The sequence below is a fragment of the Sphingorhabdus arenilitoris genome, assembly GCF_042651485.1.
In the GTDB taxonomy this organism is placed as follows: Bacteria; Pseudomonadota; Alphaproteobacteria; order Sphingomonadales; family Sphingomonadaceae; genus Sphingorhabdus_B; species Sphingorhabdus_B arenilitoris.
This window is the reverse complement of sequence record NZ_JBHSDH010000013.1, coordinates 1269342-1289727: the sequence shown is the minus strand read 5'-3', so window position 1 is coordinate 1289727 and position 20386 is coordinate 1269342. Positions and strand designations below refer to the sequence as shown.

The following is a 20386-nucleotide window of genomic DNA, read 5'->3' as shown; positions in this document are numbered from 1 at the left end:
TTGTGAGGTATTATGAAAATTGCATTGATCGTCGAAAACAGCCAAGCTGCGAAAAGCAGCATCATTCATGACGCGCTGTCATCGGTGGCAGGGTCTTATGGCCATGAGGTTTTTCACTATGGCATGTATAGCAGCGAAGATGACGCGTCACTAACCTATGTAATGAATGGCCTTTTGGCAGGAATTCTGCTGAATTCAAAAGCGGCCGATTTTGTCGTAACTGGCTGCGGCACTGGCATGGGTTCGATGCTCGCTTGTAATTCGATGCCGGGCGTTTTTTGCGGGCTGGTGATTGACCCCACTGACGCATTTTTGTTCAGTCAGATCAATGCGGGCAACGCCATATCCATGCCCTATGCCAAAGGATTTGGCTGGGCGGCGGAGCTTAATCTTGAAGATTGCTATCACAAGCTATTTCAAAATGAGCCCGGCCTCGGATATCCCAAAGAACGCGCGGCAATAATGAAAACAAATCGCGGCATATTGTCGGACCTGAAATCGGCCGCTTGCCATGATATGTTGACCGTACTCAAAAATGTCGATCAAGATTTGCTGAAGTCGGCGATAGCGGGTGAGAAGTTTGAGCAGCTATTTTACGCCAATTGCCAGGATCAGGCGATCGCCGACTATCTTCGGTCATTGTAAACAATAGGGTTGATCCATAATTTTGCAGACCAGGTGGGCTATGAATAGTAAACTTTTCGACTTGAGCGGCAAAACGGCCATCGTTACCGGAGCCAATACCGGTATTGGCCAGGGCATTGCCGTTGCGCTTGCCGGGGCGGGAGCAAATGTGGCGCTGGTCGCACGTCGTCAACCGGATGAGACGGTGGCTATGATAAATGATATGGGCGGGAAAAGCGCGGTCATTGTCGCCGATTTATCGACAATTGACCCGTGCGAACGGGTGATCAGCTATGCTCAGGCTGAATTTGGCGGGGTCGATATATTGGTCAATAATGCCGGCATTATTCGCCGCAATGACGCGTTGGATTTTACCGAGGATGATTGGGATTCGGTAATGGACGTCAATCTGAAAAGCCTGTTCTTTTTATCGCAGGCTGCCGCACGGGTCATGGCTGAAAATGGCGGCGGGAAAATAATTAACATTGCCTCGATGCTGACATTTCAAGGTGGCATTCGCGTGGCCAGCTATACTGCGTCCAAAAGCGGCGTTGGCGGTTTAACCAAATTGCTGGCGAATGAATGGGCGGCCAAGGGCATAAATGTGAACGCGATCGCGCCAGGCTATATTGCGACGAATAACACTGCTGCTTTACAAGCCGATGAGAAGCGCAATTCTGAAATATTGGGGCGCATTCCGGCGGGTCGTTGGGGCGATCCGTCTGATCTGGGCGGTGCGGCAGTTTTTCTCAGCTCCGATGCGGCCAATTATGTTCATGGGCATATATTGGCGGTTGATGGAGGATGGCTGGCGCGGTGATAGTCGGCTTGACACGGATAATATTGGCTGCCGCCATTCTTGCAGCGTTTTTGCCGGTTGCTGCCAGAGCAGAAGTTGGTCCTTTATCACCCTTGGAAAATGCCGCTAGATGTAGCGGCTCAAACGGTTATGCAGCCGATTTTGACGGACGGCGAACATTTTTATGGCGGCCCCAATGGCTACGCCAAGTGAAAGCAGATGAAAAGGCAAGTCAGGCTTATGTTAAGGCTGGCGAAAAAGCGCTGCGTAGCCCGATTTACAGCGTGACGGATAAGCCAAAGCTGGTGCCCGGTGCAACCGCGCATGATTATGCGTCAATTGGTCCTTATTGGTGGCCAGACCCAAAGAAAAAATCGGGCCTGCCTTATATTCGCCGCGACGGGCAGGTTAATCCCGAACGTGACGGTCCTGAATTTGATAAAGACCGACTGCGGCAACTCAGCAATGACGCGCGCGACCTTGCAATCGCCTATTATCTGACGGGAGATGAGCGCTATGCCGAACATAGCGCCCGCCAATTGCGTGCTTGGTTTATCACTCCAGCGACCCGGATGAGCCCTCATTTTAACTTTGCTCAAGGGATACCTGGTAAGTTGAATGGCCGGGGTGAAGGCATAATCGAAGCATCGCATCTGTCTACGATTGTTGAAGCAATTGGCCTGCTACAACCCTCGCCAGCGCTTACCGCTTTGGAGAATAAAGCGATTGAGCAATGGTACCGGGAATTTGCCACGTGGATGGCTACGAGTGACATTGGCGGCGATGAAATGCGCAAGACGAATAATCATGGTGTATTCTTTGATTTTTATCTTACCCATTTCGCGCTTTACGGGCGGCTCGATTCGGTTGCAGCGAATATTGTCACCGCCTTTCCGCAGCAAAGATTGGCGGTGCAAATGGACCGGCAGGGGCGGTTTTTGGCCGAATTGAAACGGACGCGCAGTTGGCATTATGCTCACTTCGTAGTGGACGCTGCCGCGCGAATTGCAACCATCGGCGAATGCGCGGGGTTGGATTTGTGGAGCTATGAATTGCCCGATGGCCGGGGCATGAATAATGCCCGTTCTTTTTTGGAAAAATACTGGGCAGACGGCGCGAAATGGCCATTCCCCGATATTGACGGCGATAAAGCCGACGCCAAACAGCGCCGATCAAAATCCGCGATGGGGGTAAAGCGTCTCTTGGGCTATGTCCCGGCGGATGACAAAGCCGAACAAACGGCCCTGTCCACTTGGATACCCTGACTCTGGCTTTTAATGCCTAAGACCCTTAGCTTAGTCGGTGAAATTCGCCGCCCGTTTCTGCATGAACGCCATTACCGCCTCCATCTGGTTCGGGTTCCGTGCCACCTTGTCCTGTTCAACCGACTCCATCATTAAAATCGCATCTTCATTCATATCAGGCAGGGCATTGATCAGCCGTTTTGCCGCCTGGACCGCGTTGGGATTTTTACCGGCAATGTCGCGCGCCAATTCCATCGCTCGGCCATGGGGGTCTTCGGCCAAATGGGTTGCAAAGCCCAAATCTTTCGCTTCCTCGCCGCCGAATATTCGGTTGGTATAGGTTAATTCGCGCAGGACATCGTCGCGCACGAAATTACGCCACGTGGCATAGCTGCCCATGTCGGGGATCAAACCCCACCGCATTTCCATGATTGACATTTTTGCCGATGGATGGACCACGCGTATGTCGGCTGCACTCGCAAATTGCAAGCCGCCGCCGATGCACGCACCGTGCACTGCGGCAATCACCGGCGCGGGCAAACGGCGCCATTGCAGGACGATATGCTGGAATATATTGGCATTGCCATGGGTGCGCTCAACCAAATCGCTGGTAACACTATTACCCGGTTGGAACAGGGACATATCCAGTCCCGCGCAAAAAGCATCACCATTGCCCGATAACACGATCGCGCGGACGCCTTTGGCTGCGGACAGTTCCTTGCCTGCCTCAATGATCGCCTCTATTTGTTCGCGGTCGAGCGCGTTCAATTTATCGGGCCGGTTAAAGCGGACGTCGGCAATATGGTCTTGAATATCTATAGTAACGCGGCCTGTCATTGTCGTCTCCACCTTGTCTTATTTTACAGCTGTGATAGCTGCTTCTACAAGCGGCAACTGGTCATTGCCAAAATACATATCGTCCCCATTCACAAATATCGATGGGGAACCATAGCCGCCGCGTGAAATAACCTCTTCGGTATTGGCGCGCAGCCGGTCCTTCACCGATTGATTGTCAGTTTGCGCAATCAACGCTGCGCCGTTAAATCCTGCATCATCGGCGACAGCGGCCAGGATCGCCGGATCATCCAAATTGGCCTGTTCCGTGAAATATGCAGAAAAAGCCGCTTCGGCGAATTTTTCCAAGGCAGGCTGATCTTCTTCCAATATGCAACAGGCCCGCATGGCCAGCACACTTTTCAATGGGTGGTGCGCTGACGGAAAGTTCATGGGAATATTGGCGAGTGCGGCCCAGTCTTTCAACGACTTTGCATAATGGCGCGCCTTTGGTCCGCGCATATCTTCGCGCGCGGCATAAACCGATTGGTTGACCGCATTAAACACGCCGCCCACAAGGATCGGACGCCATAATATCTGCGCGCCATTTTCGGCGATTATCCGGCGGATATTATGAAAAGCCAAACAGGTCCATGGACTTGACAGATCGAAGAAAAATTCGACTTTTGCGCTCATCTCATTGCCTTTCTCAACCGTTTATCCGGCGGTAATATCGATCGTATCAATCCGCCTGCGCGTCAAAAGCAGCAAATTCTGCGCCCAGCCATTCGGGCAGGGGCGCGGGCCGGTGGGTTGCTAAATCGACCTGAACATAGACCATTTCAATCTCAGCACGCAAATCATCTTGCTGCGTTGCTGTGCCGTGAATTTCGACAATTTGCGTGAAGCTCGTCCGGCCAACATGGGGAGTGCGGACCATCACTTCGATAATTTCATCAGGGCGAATAGGCGCGGACCACAGGATGGTCGCCTTTTTCACATGGGTATGCACCGCCGTATCGGGGTATTTTTCTGCAAAATTTAACGCCCGCCAATATTCGGTAATCGCAATATCGGCATAGTCCAGATAGCGGGCGTTAAACACAATTCCCTGCGCGTCGGTTTCGGACCAACGCACACGGAATTGATGGTGAAATGCGAAATCAGCGCGCGACATATTGCCTGTTAAATCGCCTCTTTCTGGCCGGCTGTGTCGACGCCCATGCTTTGCAGATATTTTTTCACGTTGCGCGCGGCTTGGCGGATGCGCTGTTCATTTTCGACCATGGCGATGCGAACATAGCCTTCGCCGTCTTCGCCATAGCCAACGCCGGGCGCAACCGCGACGCCCGCGTGAGTAAGCAATTGTTTCGAAAATTCGAGGCTACCCATATTATGCAGCTTTGGCGGCAAAGGGGCCCATGCGAACATCGATGCGGGCGGCGCAGGAATATCCCAACCGGCACGGCCAAAGCTTTCGACCAGAACGTCGCGGCGTTTATGATACAGCTGCCTATTTTGTTCGACAATATCCTGCGGCCCGTTGAGCGCGGCGCAGGCGGCGGCCTGTATCGGGGTGAATGCGCCATAATCGATGTAGCTTTTAACCCGGGTCAACGCAGCGATCAGCGTCTTATTACCCACCGCAAAACCAACCCGCCAACCCGCCATGGAGTAAGTTTTCGAAAGCGACGTGAATTCCACCGCGACATCCTTCGCGCCCTTCGCCTGTAGAATGGACGGGGTCGGTTTGCCGTCATAATATAACTCTGAATAGGCGAGATCGGACAATATCCAGACCTTATTATCCTTGGCCCAAGCGACGAGCCGTTCGTAAAAGGCGAGGTCCACGGTTTCCGCCGTCGGGTTTGACGGATAATTGACCACCAGCAAGGTCGGGCGCGGCACCGTAAAGGCCATCGCGCGTTCGAGCGTTTCAAAATAGCGTTCGTCGGGCGTCGTCGGAACACTGCGCACTGTGGCCCCGGCGATGATGAAACCAAATGTATGGATCGGATAGCTGGGATTGGGAGCAAGGATACAATCGCCCGGTGCGGTGATCGCAGTGGCCAGGCTGGCCAGCCCTTCCTTGGACCCTAAGGTCACGACAACTTCGCTTTCGGGGTCAAGTTCGACACCAAAACGGCGGCCATAATAATTGGCTTGCGCCTTGCGCAACCCCGGTATGCCCTTGGACGCGGAATAGCCATGGGCATCGGGTTTTTGGGCCACTTCGCACAGCTTGTCGATCACATGCTGCGGCGGCGGCAGATCGGGGTTACCCATGCCCAGGTCGATAATATCCTCTCCGCCCGCGCGCGCCGCCGCCCGCATCGCGTTCACTTCGGCGATGACATAGGGGGGCAGGCGTTTAACGCGGTAGAATTCTTCGGACATGATCTCTTTCCGTTACTTGGTTGATAATTTTCAAGCCATGCGGGATTTTAACGGAAACTTCCAGCAAAAGCTTACCCGGCCTTACTTTTGCTCGAAGAGTGCAAAACTAGGAATCGAGTAACAGATTGACTGTAAGTATCACCCGCGTGCCGCTGCCTTCTTTTCCAACCGATATTTATGCAGCAGCGGCTCGGTATAACCGTTGGGTTGAACCAATCCTTCAAAGACGAGCGCCCGCGCGGCTTTAAACGCAATGCTGTCTGGCGTCAGTTTCTCATACAGCGGGTCATCTGCATTTTGGGCATCGACCTTCGCCGCCATTTTGGAAAAGGCGCTGTCGACTTGTTCACGCGTGGCAATGCCGTGATGAAGCCAATTGGCGATATGCTGCGAACTGATGCGCAGTGTCGCCCGGTCTTCCATCAGGCCGATGTCATGGATGTCTGGCACTTTTGAACAGCCGATACCCTGATCAATCCAGCGCACCACATAGCCCAAGATGCCTTGTGCGTTATTTTCGAGCTCCTGCGCGACGTCGGCTGCCGACCAGTTATGTCCGGCAGGCGCAACGGGAATGGTGAGCAAGGGATCAAGTCCCGGAACTGCCAATGCCGCCACCTCCTTTTGCCGCGCAAACACATCGCAGCGATGATAATGGATGGCGTGTAAAGTGGCTGCGGTCGGGCTGGGTACCCATGCGGTATTCGCGCCTGTCATGGGATGACCGATTTTCTGCACCATCATATCGGCCATCATATCGGGCGCGGCCCACATCCCCTTGCCAATCTGCGCCTTGCCCGACAGGCCGCAAGACAGACCAATGCCGACATTGCGCGCTTCATAGGCGGTGATCCAGCTTGATGTTTTCATCTCGCCTTTGCGAATCATGGGTCCGGCTTGCATGGCCGTATGCATTTCGTCGCCAGTGCGATCCAAAAAGCCGGTGTTGATGAAGACAATCCGGTCCCTCACTGCATGGATACAAGCGGCAAGATTGGCCGAGGTCCGGCGTTCCTCGTCCATCACGCCGACTTTGACTGTGTACCGGTCCAGCCCCAATATATCCTCAACCGCATCGAACAGGTCATTGGTAAATGCGCATTCTTCCGGCCCGTGCATTTTCGGCTTCACAATATAGATTGACCCTGCGCGGCTATTGCGCAGCGGACCTAATCCTTTCAGATCATGCATGGCGCAAAGGCTAGTGAATAATGCGTCCAATATGCCTTCGGGCGCTTCGCTACCATCGGGCAGGAGTATTGCGGAGTTGGTCATTAAATGGCCCACATTGCGCACGAATAACAAACTGCGTCCGGGCAGCGTCAGTCCGTCTGAATATTGGCGATCGGGATTTGCGGTGCGCGATACCGTCTTCCCGCCTTTTTCGAAAGAGGCGTCCAAATCACCGCGCATCAGGCCGAGCCAGTTTGAATAGCCGAGCACTTTATCCTCGGCATCAACCGCGGCAACGCTATCCTCCAAATCGATGATCGCGGTGAGCGCGCTTTCCAATAACACATCGGCGATACCCGACGGATCGTCCTTTCCAATGGGATGGGCAGGGTCGAATATGACTTCAATATGCAGGCCGTTATGACGGAACAGCCTGCCTTTTTCGCTTTGGCCGACATATTGCGCCGGATCGGCAAGTGCGATGCCATGAGACGGATCGCCGAGCTCTGCCCATTTGCCCGAAGCCAAGGGGATGGCTTCGTCCAGAAATGCCTTCGCCACTGCGACCACTGCTGCGCCTCGTGCCGGGTCATATCCGCCCGCTTTTGCCGGCGGGGCATCGAGCGCATCGGTGCCATAAAAGGCATCATAGAGGCTTCCCCAGCGGGCATTAGCAGCATTCAGGACGAAACGGTCATTCAGCGCGGGGACCACAAGCTGCGGTCCGGCCATCGTTGCGATTTCTGGATCCACATTTTGCGTGCCGATAGTAAAAGGTGCAGGTTCCGGCACCAAATACCCAATCTCCCGCAGGAAAGCTTGATAGGCAGGCATATCGGCAATGGGGCCAGGATTTGCTTTATGCCAATCATCCAGCTTCGCTTGAATCGCATCGCGCTTTGCCAAAAGGTCTTTGTTGCGCGGCGCAAAGCGATGCAATAGCTGCGATAGCCCGCCCCAAAAAGCCTCTACCGCAACGCCTGTTCCGGGCAGCGCTTTATTCTCGGCAAAATCGGCAAGTTCTGCGGCAATTTGCAGTCCGGATCGATTAACATATTTGGTCATAATGGCTCCATAAAGATGATGGTGCCCAGGGAGAAATAATTGCGGCTTTTACCGCTTGCCCTACCTCCTAGCGTCAGAACGCATCCAAAAAAAGGGCAAATTTGTTGACCGGTCGGAGTTTATCGATTCATCAACCAGTTAATGTTACTAAGGGACCATGAAACTGGCAAAGCAAATGGTGGCGAAACCGTGGGGTCGGTGCGATATTCCCGGCAGCTTTGCCGTACCCGCTGGACAGCGCATTGGCGAAATATGGTATGAGGCGCCGGAAGGCGGTAATTCGCCGTTGCTAGTAAAATGGCTGTTCACTTCCGAGAAGCTATCTGTGCAGGTGCATCCCAATGATGCGCAGGCAAAAGCCAGAGGCTATCTTTCCGGCAAGGAAGAATGCTGGTATATTGTCAGCGCACAGCCCGGTTCGCTCCTCGGTATCGGATTGCGACAAGCGATCAGCAAAGACGATTTACGCGCCGCCGCCTTGTCGGGCGGTATAGAGGCGTTAATCGATTGGCGTCCGGTTCATGCGGGTGAATATTATTATATACCAGCGGGCACCATTCACGCCATTGGCCCGGGGATTACCCTGGTCGAGGTGCAGCAACATGCCGATATTACCTACCGCCTGTATGATTATGGCCGGCTGGATAATGGTCATCTGCGCACATTGCATCTGGACGATGCGCTCGCTGTTGCCACCTTGTTGCCTTATAGCGATAGCCGTTCGGGCAAGGCGAAAACAGGAGCGATGCTGACCGACGGTCCCTTTTTCCGGCTATTATTGGCCGATGCAGGAAGCCGGGATAAAATATCCGGTTTGACCGGGAGCAAATGGATTGTCCCTGTTGCCGGGGCTGTGTCGATAGATGAAGAAATCGTAGATGTTGGTGAATGTCTGTTGGCCAGTGAAGATGCGGTCATTGACCTGACGGATGATGGCTTGGCATTGATTGCGGCGGCGGTGCTTCGCTAGGGTCAGGACCTATTAATTCCGCGTCTGAGGCAAAGAAATGGCGAACATATCGGATGAAAGCGTCCGCCGCGAACAGTGGTTCTGTTTGCAAGGCCGCTTTTATTCGAGATGGAAGCCATTTCTTTGTCCCATAGGATTTGGCCAATTTTGCCCAGCCCTGCGTCAAAGAACCTTGCATTAGCAGGCTAGTGCAGCGGCTCTTTTCCTAGGTCTGAACAAAATTGACTCAAACCTCAGTCGCGCAATTAATAGGTCCTGACCCTAAATACGTTTAGCGGCAATGATCGGACCGGCGGCGGGGCGCTGCACCAAAATTACCGTATCAAAATTGCGATTCTGGTTGGCCGGGACCGCGTATGTCGCTGGCTTGCCTGCCCAATTGCCCAGCTTTACCAATTGCCGGACGACATTTTTATGCGGCAAGCTCCGCCCGCTATTTTCGCCGGCCTTCACCGCGACATTCTGCACATTGCGGTCATAGCGGATCAGCCAGATGTCGGCTTTTCCGCCGCCTCCACCAACCGTCACTTTTCCGGCCGAATGGTTTATCGCTGGCCCGCCGCTAACGGGGACGGATGCTGCAATTGCGCCATTGAGCTCGCCCGGATTATTGCCGACAATATCGCTGCGGCCATTGATAACAACCTGCGGTGTATACACGTTGGGATTTTTTAACGCGGCGGCATAATCATATTGCCGCTGCGTATATTTGGGATCGCCAAACGTGTCCTTCCAGCCCAGTCGGTCCCAGTAGGTAACCGAAAAATTCAACGCAATGACGTCGCTGCGCCCTGCTTCGGCATTCAGCGCGGCATTTGCAGGCGGACAGGAGGAACAGCCTTGGCTTTGGTACAGCTCAACCACAATGGGGTTAACTGCGCTGGCTTTTTTAACCGCTCCTTGCTTACCTGCTGCGGCATTTGCAGGCGGAGTGACTGGATTGCTCTGCGAACATGCCGTGAGGGCAAAGGGCAGCAAAATGAACAATAAGCGCAGCATGACATATCCTTTCGTCTAAACCGACAATGGGTTGGACAGGAAAAAGGGGGAAGGGTTTTTCCCTGTCCAAACGAATATTCGTGCTCGTGCGGCAAAAGGTTACGCGGTAAAGCTGTTTCTATCGAGGCTGGACCCTAAGTGAGAGGACGTGACGCCATGTCAACTCGGATCATTTGTTTCAATATGTCCAGATCTATTCCAGATAGGCGGCCGAAATAGAGGCAGCTCTTGCCGAGCTTATGCTTGCCCAGTTTCGTTCGCAATGCGTCGATCTTTGCCGCTGTTTCGGGATTTTCATATCCGCCGGTAAGATACACGACCATATTCGCCTTACGCGGGCTGAATCCGCAGCGCATAAAGTCCCCTTCGCGGCCGCTATCATATTGATAATGATAGCTGCCAAAGCCGATGATGCTCGGTCCCCACATGCGGGGCGGAAAGCCGGTTACCACTTCAAATAAGTCCAGCAGGACCAGCGCATCCTCGCGCCGGCCTGCATCGGCCACGCTGGCGATAAAATGACCCACATCGCCTTGATTTTCGGTCGTCTTATTCGGCTTTTGCGGCATAAATCACCTTTATTTTTTACCCTTTAGCTCTTGGACCAATGCGGGAGCCGGATAGAGGACTTCCAATCCCTGCTGAATGGCTTCAGTGGATACGGACACGGTGCGGTTCAGTTCGCCGTCATAGCCATAATTACCGCCCAGAGAATGAATGTTGCCGTCAAATGCTGCACCGATCACTGTGCCTTCCTTGTCGAGCACGGGCGAACCTGAATTGCCGCCAATAATGTCATTGGTGGACACAAAATCATAGGTCGCATTTTTATTTATCTTAGCCTCATTTTCGGCAAAAGCCTTGGCCAAAACATAAGGTTCGGCGCCGGTCGCACGGTCATATGTGCCGCCCATCACCGTGCGTGTGGGAATATCAATGCCATTTTCGCGCCAGCCTTTAACTGTGCCATAGCTTATCCGCAAGGTGAAGGTCGCATCGGGATAATTGGCATCGCCATAAGCGGCAAAGCGGGCGTCGGCGAGCTTTGCCTGTGCCGCCGTAACGGGCGCTTCGTATACCTCTTCAAATTGTTTGCGTAAAGCGCGCGAACGGGCATCTTGCGACAATGCCAATTGGATCAGCGGATCATCGGATGCCTTAATCGCCTCCATCCCGCCATCCCATAAGGCTTTGCGCACCGCTGGATCGGCCAGCTTCGTGCCAGACACCAAACGCTGTGCCATGCCTTCGGGTGATTCCTTGCCCAATAAAGCCTGCACGTCGGGATGGTCTGTGGTCAATTTCTCACGGGTTTTGGATAGCCAGAAACGCAGGCTCATTTCTTCTAACCACGCATAGGTTGGCACAGGATCGAGCACCCGTTTTTCCGTGAGCGGGAGGCGCGATTCGGTATATTGCGGCAGGCGTTCGTTGTTCGGCTTTTCGCGTTCTGCGGCCGCGCGCACCAATGTGCGGGCATATCCGTAAAGCGCCGATCCGCCGCTGCTGTCAATCTGCCCTTCGACTTTGGCAAAATCGCGATAGGCATTGACCGCCTGTTCAATATCGGCCCACGGATCACCGTCGATCTTGCCTGCGCTTTTGGCTTTTAAGTCCGCCTCGCTCGCGTCTAATTTGGCCGCAAAGGATGCATTATTCAGCGCCTGCATCCGGCCATAAAGCGCCTTGAAGCTATTTTCATATCCGAACAATGTGTCCTTGCCTTCGCGAAGGCGCGCGGGGTCGGTGCCCATGGCCTCGATCAACCGGCCGCGAAATTCGGACAATTGGATCAACCTATCGGGCAATGCTACTTCGCGCTGAAATGCGCGCTGTGCGGCAGTCATGCCCCGCTGTGTTGAGCCAGGATTGCCCACGACGAAGGTCATTTCGCCATCAACCGGCGCACGCGGGTTCCATTTCAAATGTACCGGCGTGCTGGCAGGCTTACCGCCTTCATAAGCGCGCAAAAACGCGCCATCCATGGCATAACGGGGGAAGTTGAAATTATCCGGGTCACCGCCAAAAAAGGCTGCGTTAAATTCGGGTGCCCATGCGATGCGGACGTCGGAATATTTGCGATATTGATATAGCTTATACTGGCCGCCGCCGAACAGAGTGACCACCTGACACCGCGTTTTATCGCGGTCGGGGCACTCGCTTGCTTCTATTTCCGAAATGCGGGCATCGCGGGCCTTGACCAAAGCTTCCCCTTTGGCATCGCCCATTGCCTTTTTAATGTCCATGGTAACGTCGCTGATCGATGTCACGACCTCTGCCTGTTGCCCGGGGCATTGCTTTTCGCGCAAGCGGTCGCCTGCGTTAAACCCGTTTTGAACGAAATCGCTATCGGCGCTGCTCAAATCCTGCAGGCATCCGATGACGCAATGATGATTGGTTAGGATTAAACCGTCGGGGGAGACGAAGCTAGCCGAGCAACCACCGGCAAGCCGGACAGCGGCTGCGCGGGTGCGGTCCAGCCATTTTTGGTCCGGGGCCCAGCCATGCTCTGCCTTCACTTTCGCAGTGGGAAAACCATCAAATGTCCACATACCCTCCTCCGCCGATGCGGCAGGAGCGAAGGCAGCGGCCGCAGCAATGGTCGCAGCGGACAGGGTGAAAAATAGCGGACGGATTTTTGGCATGTTTGAATCAACCTTGCTTGTGTGAAATTTACCAGACCTTATCGTCTTGCACGCCTGTGTCCAGCCTGATAGGCGGCGGCGAAACATGCTATTACAGGAAGAGCCGCTGATGAAAGATTCGATCAAAAAAGTTGTCCTCGCCTATTCGGGCGGATTGGATACCAGCGTCATTTTGAAATGGTTGCAGGTCGAATATGGCTGCGAAGTGGTAACCTTCACCGCTGATCTGGGGCAGGGAGAGGAATTGGAGCCGGCCCGGGCCAAGGCGAAACTGATGGGCATACCCGACGAGCATATTTTCATCGACGATCTGCGCGAAGAATTTGTCCGCGATTTTGTCTTTCCCATGATGCGCGCCAATGCGCGGTATGAAGGTGACTATCTGCTGGGCACATCAATCGCGCGGCCGTTAATATCAAAGCGCTTGATTGAAATTGCACAGGAAACAGGGGCCGATGCGGTTGCCCATGGCGCAACGGGTAAGGGCAATGATCAGGTGCGGTTCGAACTATCGGCCTATGCGCTGAACCCCGATATTAAGGTCATCGCTCCATGGCGCGAATGGGACTTAACCAGCCGCACCGCCCTGATCGAATTTGCCGAAAAGCATCAAATACAAGTGCCCAAGGATAAGCGCGGCGAAAGCCCATTTTCGACCGATGCCAATTTGCTCCACACGTCATCCGAAGGAAAAGTGCTTGAGGACCCGTGGGAAGAAACGCCGGATTATGTATATAGCCGCACGGTTAATCCCGAAAATGCGCCCGACACGCCCGAATATATTGAGATTGATTTTGAACGTGGTGACGGTGTTGCGATCAATGGCACGGCCATGTCGCCCGCAACCTTGCTCACGGCGCTGAATGAATATGGCCGCAAACATGGCATTGGCCGTCTTGATCTGGTCGAAAACCGGTTTGTGGGAATGAAAAGCCGGGGCATGTATGAAACGCCGGGCGGCGAAATTTATGCGCAGGCGCACCGGGGTATAGAGCAAATCACGCTCGACCGAGGAGCGGCGCATTTGAAAGATGAGCTGATGCCCAAATATGCGGAGCTGATCTATAACGGTTTCTGGTTTGCCCCTGAACGCGAAATGTTGCAGGCGGCGATCGACCATAGCCAGCAAATGGTGACGGGAACCGTCCGGTTGAAACTATATAAAGGGCGCGCCGATGTGGTTGGCCGCAAATCGCCGCACAGCCTGTATAGCGAAAAGATCGTCACGTTCGAAGATGACGCCGGTGCCTATGATCAGAAGGATGCAGCGGGCTTCATCAAACTCAATGCCCTGCGCCTGCGCCTGCTAAACCGGCAGGGCAGAAGCTAGTTCCTGACCCTAAGTTAGGCGGCGGAACAGATCGAAATGAAGATGCCCAACATCCTCGTTTTATGCACCGGCAATTCGGCTCGCTCGATATTGGGCGAAGCGTTGCTGAACCATCATGGGGCAACGACCGGAGCATTTCGGTGACCGCTACATCGCTGCACCGGCCGGTCGCTGCTGAGGCTATTGGTTCTTTTTTCCTATTCGCGGTCGTCGTTGGTTCGGGCATCATGGCGGAGAGTTTGTCGGGCGGTAATGTTGCAGTGGCCCTGCTTGGCAATACCCTTGCAACCGGAGCGATATTATTTGTCCTGATAACAATATTCGGACCGATATCCGGCGCGCATTTCAACCCGGCTGTCACGCTGGTCATGTGGCTGCGAAAAGACGTGCCTGCGAGTGGCGCGCTGTTTTTCCTGATGGCGCAGCTTGCAGGCGGGATAGCCGGAGTGCTTGCCGCGCATTTCATGTTCGACCAGCCTTTGTGGCAATTGTCGGAAAAAATCCGTTCGGGGCAAGGGCAATGGCTGAGCGAAGGTATTGCAACATTCGGTTTGATATTGACCATTTTGGGCAGTTTGCGCCAACGGCCCGATTGGGTTGCACCTGCCGTGGCGCTATATATTACCGCAGGCTATTGGTTTACGAGCTCGACCAGTTTCGCCAATCCGGCAATTACGCTGGCCCGGGCATTGTCCAACAGCTTCGCCGGGATTGCGCCAGCGAATGTAGCAGCCTTTATGATCACGCAATTTTCGGGCGCCCTATTGGCTTGGATGCTGGCGCGCTGGTTATTTGCGGAAAAAACCGATTAAGACGGATACAATGCCGTGGCTGGAGCTGCGAAGCCTAGCCATTCCTTAACCATTTTGCGCTAATGGCAGCATATGGAAATTGCGCCTCAAAGCCTGCGGCAAAGCGCCGACCCGCGCCCTGTTTCGGCGGTGTCGCACCGCGTCGGACTATGCGGTATTGCGGGCTTGATCCTTTGGGTCATGATTGCCCGTAATTTTGGCAGTTTGGCCGCAATGCTGGGTTTTCCGGGCTTCCCCGAACGGGCCGATGGGCCATATTCTGCGCTGATCGCGGTGGTATTTACCGGGCTGCCCATGGCGTTATGGTCGCTGTCGGTGGACAAGGTGCATCGCCGTGCGTCAACCGGCCTTGATTGGTCATTGGCGCGGCCAGTGGCGCAGGTGCTCGACGATTCAATCGTGAAGCTGGCTGGACTGTGGTTCACATGGGGGATGATTGCGGCGGTATATATGTTGTTCCGCTTTTGGTGGTCGACGCAATATGCCAACTTCCCTTTTTCGATGGATATGTTTGAAGCCGCGGTCATCCCGCTGGTCATATTGTCCGTCCCCTATGTTATCTGGATCGACCGCTATTTGGTGAACCCGCGCGAGGGTGCCTGGCATCTGGGCGCGTGGATTGCGGGCCAAGATGGCTGGAATGCGGAGGATATTTTCCATCATTTGCGTGCTTGGGCCGTGAAAGGATTTTTCCTCGCTTTCATGATTTCCATCGTTCCTGGTGGGTTTCAGGAAATCGTCAATCTGGACCCGGCAAAGGTCATCCAAAATCCTGTATGGCTGGCGACTGCGCTTATCACGGCGATGTTCCTTGTGGATGTGCAATTTGCGACGGTCGGCTATTTGCTGACGATGAAGCCGCTTGATGCGCATATCCGCACTGCCAATCCCTATATGGCTGGCTGGGTCGCTGCGCTGATTTGTTATCCGCCCTTCATCCTGATGACCAGCGGCGGCCCGCTCGATTATCATGTCGCCACCAGCGACTGGGCTTTTTGGTTATCCGATTATCCCATTTTGTTGTGGATATGGGGCGGTATTCTGGTCGCCCTCACCGCGATCTATGCTTGGGCGACGGTGGCGTTTGGCCTGCGTTTTTCGAACCTGACACACCGAGGCATATTGACCCACGGTCCCTATGCGTGGACCAAGCATCCGGCCTATCTGTCGAAAAATATCTATTGGTGGCTTGCCACCATGCCCTTCCTCGTCACCAGTGGTTCGATGAGCGATATGGTGCGCAATAGCGCAATCATGCTGGCGGTCAGCGGGATCTATTATTGGCGCGCGCGGACCGAGGAGCGGCATTTGCTGGCCGATCCCATATATAAGGAATATGCCGAATGGATGGACCGCAACGCCGCCATCCCGCGCTTTTTTCAATGGCTAAAGGGCTTTGCCGGCAACCGTCTATATGGGAATAGGGCGAAGGCGCAGGATCATTCTGTGCAGCCTGCGGAATAAATCAAAATATTCGCGGCCATTGCGCCGAAACCTGTCATTTCAACGTAGGATGCAACCTCGCAGGCCGCCTCAGCCCCATGGTTCAACATGGGCGACAGGGAGAGGGCTTTTGAGGGAATATAGCGATGTTAACCGGCTTTTTTTGGCACCCTGATATTTTGGGCATAACACCCAATCTGCCGCACTTTAACCATACGATTAAATATGCTATCGAGAGAGGAGAGAGACGAGGAGGATAGCAATGCATGATATGGTCATTCGCGGCGGCAGGATCGTGGACGGGACGGGCGCAACGTCCTTTACGGCGGACATAGCCATTGACGGCGGCTTGATCAGCGCGGTCGGCCATGTTGAGGCGCAGGGCAGGGAAGAGATTGACGCATCGGGCCTGACGGTCACTCCGGGCTTTGTTGATATCCACACCCATTATGATGGGCAGGCGACATGGGATGCGGAAATGGCACCGTCAAGCTGGCACGGCGTGACGACGGTCGTGATGGGCAATTGCGGTGTCGGATTTGCGCCCGCCAAACCTGAAAAGCATGAATGGTTGATCGGATTGATGGAAGGGGTTGAGGATATTCCCGGAACCGCGCTGGCCGAAGGGATGAAATGGAATTGGGAAACATTTCCGGAATATCTTGATGCGCTCGAAGCGATGCCCCGCACCGTCGATGTGGCGACCCATGTCCCCCATGGCGCCGTGCGCGCCTATGTGCTGGGTGAGCGCGAGCAACCCGGCGCAGTGCCAACCGAAGCGGACATTCAGCAGATGGGCAAAATTGTGGAGGAGGGCGTGCGTGCTGGCGCGCTTGGCTTTTCAACTAGCCGCACAATATTGCATCGCAGCGTTGACGGCGAATTGGTGCCAGGCACGACCGCAACGAAGGAGGAGCTGATCGAAATCGGCCGCGCCATGGGCCGCGCCGGCCATGGTGTGTTTGAAATGGCAAGCGATCTGAACCGCGAATGGGATGAATTTGGCTGGATGGGCGCGTTAAGCCGGGAAACTGGCCTACCGGTAACTTTCGCCGCATTACAATCCATTGCAAAGGATCTGCCGCTGGATGAACAGATTCGTGAAATGCGAGCGCAAAATGACAATGGCGCCATTATTGTCGCGCAAATTGCGCTGCGCGGAAATGGTATCATCATGTGTTGGCAGGGAACCGTCCATCCCTTCATTCGCAAGCCGAGCTGGGAAGCGATGGCGGAGCTTGACTGGGCCCAAAAATATGCGCGCCTGCGTGATCCGGCGTTCAAAAAGCAATTGATTGAGGAACAAAGCCTGCCAGCGGAAAATGTCGATATGGCACCGATCCAGTTTATCGTCACCAACGGATGGGCGATGCAATATCAGATGGATGACGGGTTTAACTATGAACCGACGGCCGAAGAAAGCATTAACGCGCGTGCCAATGCGGCGGGGGTCATTCCGCCCGAATATGCCTATGACCTGATGATGCAGGGGGAAGGCAAGGGCATGATATACCTGCCGATCCTGAATTATATTGATGGCAATCTTGACTTTTTGGAAGAGCTGCAACAGGCGGATGATACAGTGAACAGCCTGTCGGATGGCGGCGCGCATTGCGGCACTATCTGCGATGCGGCAAGCCCGACCTTTATGCTCGAACATTGGGTTAAAAACCGCAAGCGCGGCACGCTTAGTCTGGAGCATGCGGTGAAGCGCCAATGCATGGATACCGCACGGCTATATGGTCTGAATGACCGGGGTGTGCTGAAACCAGGTTATTTGGCCGATATCAACATTATTGATATGGACCGGATTAAGCTGGAAAAACCTTGGCTGGCATTCGATTTGCCGGCAGGCGGCAAGCGCCTTCTGCAAAAGGCGCAAGGCTATGTCGCGACAATCAAATCCGGCAAGGTGACATTTAAAAACGGCGTCATGACCGGCGAAACGCCCGGCACGCTGATCCGCGGTCCGCAAAATGTCGAGATGCTGGAGGCGGCGGAATAGTGACAGCGAATTGGCGCGGCTCCGCCATTTAATGGCTCAGGCGGCATGTGGCCGATGGATGGTCACTGATCGTTGCGCTTTGCGACAATAGAAAAATCGACGGGCAATGAGCCCGACGCCAACTTTGCGGCGAGTTCATCGGCTTCGCGGAGTGAAAGACGACCGGATATTTGTAGCATCCCGCCCAAAATCGGTTCGTTGATGCGCGGAGCTGTTAAGATTTTACCATCGAGGACCACCGCGATTAATTTACCGACATTGGCGTGCGTCATTTTGCCAAATTTCTGGCGTCCTTCATCATCAAGCAGAATGTCGACGGCGGGCATATTATCGCCTTGGGTAAAGGTCCGCTGGGCCCGCACAATATATTTACCAGACAATGCGCCTGCTTGGCGGATCGCCAATTTTGAATAGCCGTCGGCCATGGGCAATAGGATACTGCCGGTCGGTGCTTTGCCTGCTTCTATATCTTCAGCAGAGAGCTGTTCATTGACCAGATGAAACGACAAAGCCCCGCGGCCCTGCAAAGCGGCGGTTAATAGCTTTTCCGGGTCCTTGGCCGACAAGGTGACAGATAATTGGTCTGCACCCAATCGCTGCACGGAAACCGTGCGGCCACCCATTTTGGTTAGCCTGATTTGCAATATTTGCGCGCTTTTAGCCATGACAATATTGGCGGCCTCCGCCGATTGGGGAAGCTGTTGCCGGTCGGCTTGCACCGTAAATATCTGACTGGATGCCGTTTGCGCGGCCAGCGGACCGGAGGGCGTTATAGAAAATAACGCAAGTAGCAGCAGAAATGCAAACTGCCGCATCAACGCCATCATTTCGCGGCCGCCATATGACCGGATCACACCCGCATAGGCATCAGCACATAGAGCGCAGACGATTTGTCATTTTCGCGGATCAATGTCGGTGCGCTGCCATCGGCGAGGTGAAGCTCGACCAAATCGCCTTCGACCTCTCCCAATATTTCCATCAAATAACGAGCGTTAAAGCCAATTTCAAAGCTGTCATTCTTATATTCGCCCGGCACTTCTTCGGTGGCGGTACCATTTTCAGGGCTGGTCACGGACAAGGTGATTTTGTCATTGTCGAGTGCCATTTTGACCGCACGGGTTTTTTCGGTGGCGATGGTTGCAACACGGTCCACCCCTTGAGAAAATGCCTTAGGATCAATTCTCAGCAGCTTGTCGTTGCCGGTGGGAATGACGCGGCTGTAATCGGGGAAGGTCCCATCAATCAGCTTGCTGGTCAGGATCGCATTGTCGAAGGTAAAGCGTATCTTGCTGGCCGACAAATCAACCTGAATATTGGCCTCACCAGCCTCATCGAGCAGCTTGCGGATTTCGCCAATACATTTGCGCGGGATGATGACATCGGGCATGCCGTCCGCACCATCGGGGCGGGGCAGCGTCACACGGGCCAGCCTATGGCCGTCGGTTGCCGCAGCCTTCAGCACGGGGGCATCATCTTCGGCGACATGCAGGAAAATGCCGTTCAGATAATAGCGCGTTTCTTCGGTGGAAATCGCGAACCGGGTTTTATCGATAATCTGGATCAGCGAAGCAGCAGGCAGTTCGAACGACGTCGGCAGATCGCCTTCGGCAATGATTGGGAAATCGTCGCGGGGCAGCGTGGACAGGCTGAAACGGGCGCGCCCTGCATTCACCGCCATGCGGCTGTCGGCGGCGTGCAGCTGCACCTGACTGCCTTCGGGCAATTTGCGGACAATTTCGAATAATGTGTGAGCGGAAACCGTTGTCGCGCCAGCGGTTTCAACGTCGGCGGCAAAAGTTTCAACAATTTGCAGATCCAAATCCGTAGCGGTCAGCTTAATCTGGCCATTTTCGCTCGCCTCAATCAAGACGTTAGACAGGATTGGAATGGTATTGCGCCGTTCGACAACAGACTGAACATGGCTCAGGCTTTTCAGCAAAGTCGCGCGTTCGATCGTGGCTCTCATATGTATATTCTTCCCCACAAGGTCATATTTGCAAGGCCGATTGATATTCGGCCTGATGATTTATTTCGCGCCCTTTTGGCGGAAAAGGTCCACTCTTCCTTACCGATAAACTGGACAAGGGCAAGCCGATAGGCTTTGCA

General features: G+C 54.2%; 18 protein-coding genes and 1 pseudogene. 9 read left to right on the top strand and 10 right to left on the bottom strand.

Annotation, left to right across the window (positions count from 1 at the left end; all coding sequences use genetic code 11):
• Positions 1-12 precede the first annotated feature (12 nt).
• Genes ACFOWX_RS10355 through ACFOWX_RS10345 form a run of 3 tightly spaced genes read left to right on the top strand, consistent with a single transcriptional unit; the run spans position 13 to position 2688 of the window.
• Positions 13-645 (top strand): RpiB/LacA/LacB family sugar-phosphate isomerase, encoded by a 633-nt coding sequence (locus ACFOWX_RS10355; RefSeq protein ID WP_381423812.1) that lies wholly within the window; start codon positions 13-15, stop codon positions 643-645.
• 40 nt (positions 646-685) lie between these two features.
• Entirely contained in the window at positions 686-1444 is a 759-nt protein-coding gene (gene kduD, locus ACFOWX_RS10350; protein WP_381423810.1) for a 2-dehydro-3-deoxy-D-gluconate 5-dehydrogenase KduD, read from the top strand.
• Positions 1429-2688, top strand: coding sequence for an alginate lyase family protein (locus ACFOWX_RS10345; protein ID WP_381423808.1), 1260 nt, complete (start codon positions 1429-1431; stop codon positions 2686-2688). The genes kduD and ACFOWX_RS10345 overlap by 16 nt, the downstream gene beginning before the upstream one ends.
• A gap of 30 nt (positions 2689-2718) precedes the next feature.
• Here the strand turns inward: ACFOWX_RS10345 and ACFOWX_RS10340 are convergent, their stop codons facing one another.
• The 5 genes from ACFOWX_RS10340 to ACFOWX_RS10320 form a co-directional block, all read right to left on the bottom strand.
• On the bottom strand, positions 2719-3504 hold the full coding sequence (locus tag ACFOWX_RS10340; RefSeq protein WP_381423806.1) for a crotonase/enoyl-CoA hydratase family protein: 786 nt from the start codon (positions 3502-3504) through the stop codon (positions 2719-2721).
• Between the two features lie 18 nt (positions 3505-3522).
• On the bottom strand, positions 3523-4137 hold the full coding sequence (locus ACFOWX_RS10335) for a 2-hydroxychromene-2-carboxylate isomerase (RefSeq protein WP_381423804.1): 615 nt from the start codon (positions 4135-4137) through the stop codon (positions 3523-3525).
• A 46-nt stretch (positions 4138-4183) separates the two neighbouring features.
• The gene (locus ACFOWX_RS10330) at positions 4184-4618 is read right to left on the bottom strand and encodes an acyl-CoA thioesterase (protein ID WP_381423802.1); all 435 of its coding nucleotides are present in this window, start codon (positions 4616-4618) and stop codon (positions 4184-4186) included.
• Positions 4619-4626: 8 nt separating this feature from the next.
• A complete protein-coding gene (locus ACFOWX_RS10325; RefSeq protein ID WP_381423800.1) occupies positions 4627-5838 on the bottom strand; it encodes an LL-diaminopimelate aminotransferase in 1212 nt (403 codons plus the stop codon).
• A gap of 138 nt (positions 5839-5976) precedes the next feature.
• Positions 5977-8076, bottom strand: a complete 2100-nt coding sequence (locus tag ACFOWX_RS10320; RefSeq protein WP_381423798.1) for a malate synthase G — start codon at positions 8074-8076, stop codon at positions 5977-5979.
• Between the two features lie 157 nt (positions 8077-8233).
• On the opposite strand from ACFOWX_RS10320, the gene ACFOWX_RS10315 reads away from it, so the two are divergent.
• Positions 8234-9046 carry a class I mannose-6-phosphate isomerase gene (locus tag ACFOWX_RS10315; RefSeq protein WP_381423796.1) on the top strand — a complete coding sequence of 271 codons (813 nt, stop codon included), beginning with the start codon at positions 8234-8236 and terminating at the stop codon, positions 9044-9046.
• Positions 9047-9307: 261 nt separating this feature from the next.
• On the opposite strand, the gene ACFOWX_RS10310 is transcribed toward ACFOWX_RS10315, so the two are convergent.
• From ACFOWX_RS10310 to ACFOWX_RS10300, 3 genes are all read right to left on the bottom strand, one after another.
• The gene (locus ACFOWX_RS10310; RefSeq protein ID WP_381423794.1) at positions 9308-10045 is read right to left on the bottom strand and encodes a DUF1223 domain-containing protein; all 738 of its coding nucleotides are present in this window, start codon (positions 10043-10045) and stop codon (positions 9308-9310) included.
• A 134-nt stretch (positions 10046-10179) separates the two neighbouring features.
• The gene (locus tag ACFOWX_RS10305; RefSeq protein WP_381423792.1) at positions 10180-10614 is read right to left on the bottom strand and encodes a DUF1801 domain-containing protein; all 435 of its coding nucleotides are present in this window, start codon (positions 10612-10614) and stop codon (positions 10180-10182) included.
• 9 nt (positions 10615-10623) lie between these two features.
• A complete protein-coding gene (locus ACFOWX_RS10300; protein WP_381423790.1) occupies positions 10624-12690 on the bottom strand; it encodes a S46 family peptidase in 2067 nt (688 codons plus the stop codon).
• Positions 12691-12799: 109 nt separating this feature from the next.
• Between ACFOWX_RS10300 and ACFOWX_RS10295 the strand changes: the two genes are divergently transcribed.
• From ACFOWX_RS10295 to ACFOWX_RS10275, 5 genes and pseudogenes are all read left to right on the top strand, one after another.
• Positions 12800-14020: an argininosuccinate synthase gene (locus tag ACFOWX_RS10295; RefSeq protein WP_381423788.1), complete on the top strand. Its 1221-nt coding sequence runs from the start codon at positions 12800-12802 to the stop codon at positions 14018-14020.
• A gap of 36 nt (positions 14021-14056) precedes the next feature.
• Positions 14057-14143, top strand: a pseudogene (locus ACFOWX_RS10290) (arsenate reductase ArsC); the annotation flags it as partial.
• Between the two features lie 17 nt (positions 14144-14160).
• Positions 14161-14832: an aquaporin gene (locus ACFOWX_RS10285; RefSeq protein WP_381423786.1), complete on the top strand. Its 672-nt coding sequence runs from the start codon at positions 14161-14163 to the stop codon at positions 14830-14832.
• 72 nt (positions 14833-14904) lie between these two features.
• On the top strand, positions 14905-16296 hold the full coding sequence (locus tag ACFOWX_RS10280) for a methyltransferase family protein (RefSeq protein WP_381423784.1): 1392 nt from the start codon (positions 14905-14907) through the stop codon (positions 16294-16296).
• A gap of 241 nt (positions 16297-16537) precedes the next feature.
• On the top strand, positions 16538-18280 hold the full coding sequence (locus ACFOWX_RS10275; protein ID WP_381423782.1) for an N-acyl-D-amino-acid deacylase family protein: 1743 nt from the start codon (positions 16538-16540) through the stop codon (positions 18278-18280).
• Positions 18281-18342: 62 nt separating this feature from the next.
• Here the strand turns inward: ACFOWX_RS10275 and ACFOWX_RS10270 are convergent, their stop codons facing one another.
• Together ACFOWX_RS10270 and dnaN are read right to left on the bottom strand one after the other, a co-directional pair.
• A complete protein-coding gene (locus ACFOWX_RS10270) occupies positions 18343-19134 on the bottom strand; it encodes a preprotein translocase subunit SecD (RefSeq protein ID WP_381423780.1) in 792 nt (263 codons plus the stop codon).
• Complete coding sequence (gene dnaN, locus ACFOWX_RS10265; protein ID WP_381423779.1) at positions 19131-20246, bottom strand: DNA polymerase III subunit beta; 1116 nt, start codon at positions 20244-20246, stop codon at positions 19131-19133. Before dnaN ends, ACFOWX_RS10270 begins: the two co-directional genes overlap by 4 nt.
• Positions 20247-20386 lie beyond the last annotated feature (140 nt).

Excerpts from the sequence above, each read along its gene's own strand:
- ACFOWX_RS10355 (WP_381423812.1), top strand. The coding sequence starts at position 13 with ATGAAAATTGCATTGATCGTCGAAAACAGCCAAGCTGCGAAAAGCAGC.
- kduD (WP_381423810.1), top strand. The coding sequence starts at position 686 with ATGAATAGTAAACTTTTCGACTTGAGCGGCAAAACGGCCATCGTTACC.
- ACFOWX_RS10345 (WP_381423808.1), top strand. The coding sequence starts at position 1,429 with ATGGCTGGCGCGGTGATAGTCGGCTTGACACGGATAATATTGGCTGCC.
- ACFOWX_RS10340 (WP_381423806.1), bottom strand. The coding sequence starts at position 3,504 with ATGACAGGCCGCGTTACTATAGATATTCAAGACCATATTGCCGACGTC.
- ACFOWX_RS10335 (WP_381423804.1), bottom strand. The coding sequence starts at position 4,137 with ATGAGCGCAAAAGTCGAATTTTTCTTCGATCTGTCAAGTCCATGGACC.
- ACFOWX_RS10330 (WP_381423802.1), bottom strand. The coding sequence starts at position 4,618 with ATGTCGCGCGCTGATTTCGCATTTCACCATCAATTCCGTGTGCGTTGG.
- ACFOWX_RS10325 (WP_381423800.1), bottom strand. The coding sequence starts at position 5,838 with ATGTCCGAAGAATTCTACCGCGTTAAACGCCTGCCCCCCTATGTCATC.
- ACFOWX_RS10320 (WP_381423798.1), bottom strand. The coding sequence starts at position 8,076 with ATGACCAAATATGTTAATCGATCCGGACTGCAAATTGCCGCAGAACTT.
- ACFOWX_RS10315 (WP_381423796.1), top strand. The coding sequence starts at position 8,234 with ATGAAACTGGCAAAGCAAATGGTGGCGAAACCGTGGGGTCGGTGCGAT.
- ACFOWX_RS10310 (WP_381423794.1), bottom strand. The coding sequence starts at position 10,045 with ATGCTGCGCTTATTGTTCATTTTGCTGCCCTTTGCCCTCACGGCATGT.
- ACFOWX_RS10305 (WP_381423792.1), bottom strand. The coding sequence starts at position 10,614 with ATGCCGCAAAAGCCGAATAAGACGACCGAAAATCAAGGCGATGTGGGT.
- ACFOWX_RS10300 (WP_381423790.1), bottom strand. The coding sequence starts at position 12,690 with ATGCCAAAAATCCGTCCGCTATTTTTCACCCTGTCCGCTGCGACCATT.
- ACFOWX_RS10295 (WP_381423788.1), top strand. The coding sequence starts at position 12,800 with ATGAAAGATTCGATCAAAAAAGTTGTCCTCGCCTATTCGGGCGGATTG.
- ACFOWX_RS10280 (WP_381423784.1), top strand. The coding sequence starts at position 14,905 with ATGGAAATTGCGCCTCAAAGCCTGCGGCAAAGCGCCGACCCGCGCCCT.
- ACFOWX_RS10275 (WP_381423782.1), top strand. The coding sequence starts at position 16,538 with ATGCATGATATGGTCATTCGCGGCGGCAGGATCGTGGACGGGACGGGC.
- dnaN (WP_381423779.1), bottom strand. The coding sequence starts at position 20,246 with ATGAGAGCCACGATCGAACGCGCGACTTTGCTGAAAAGCCTGAGCCAT.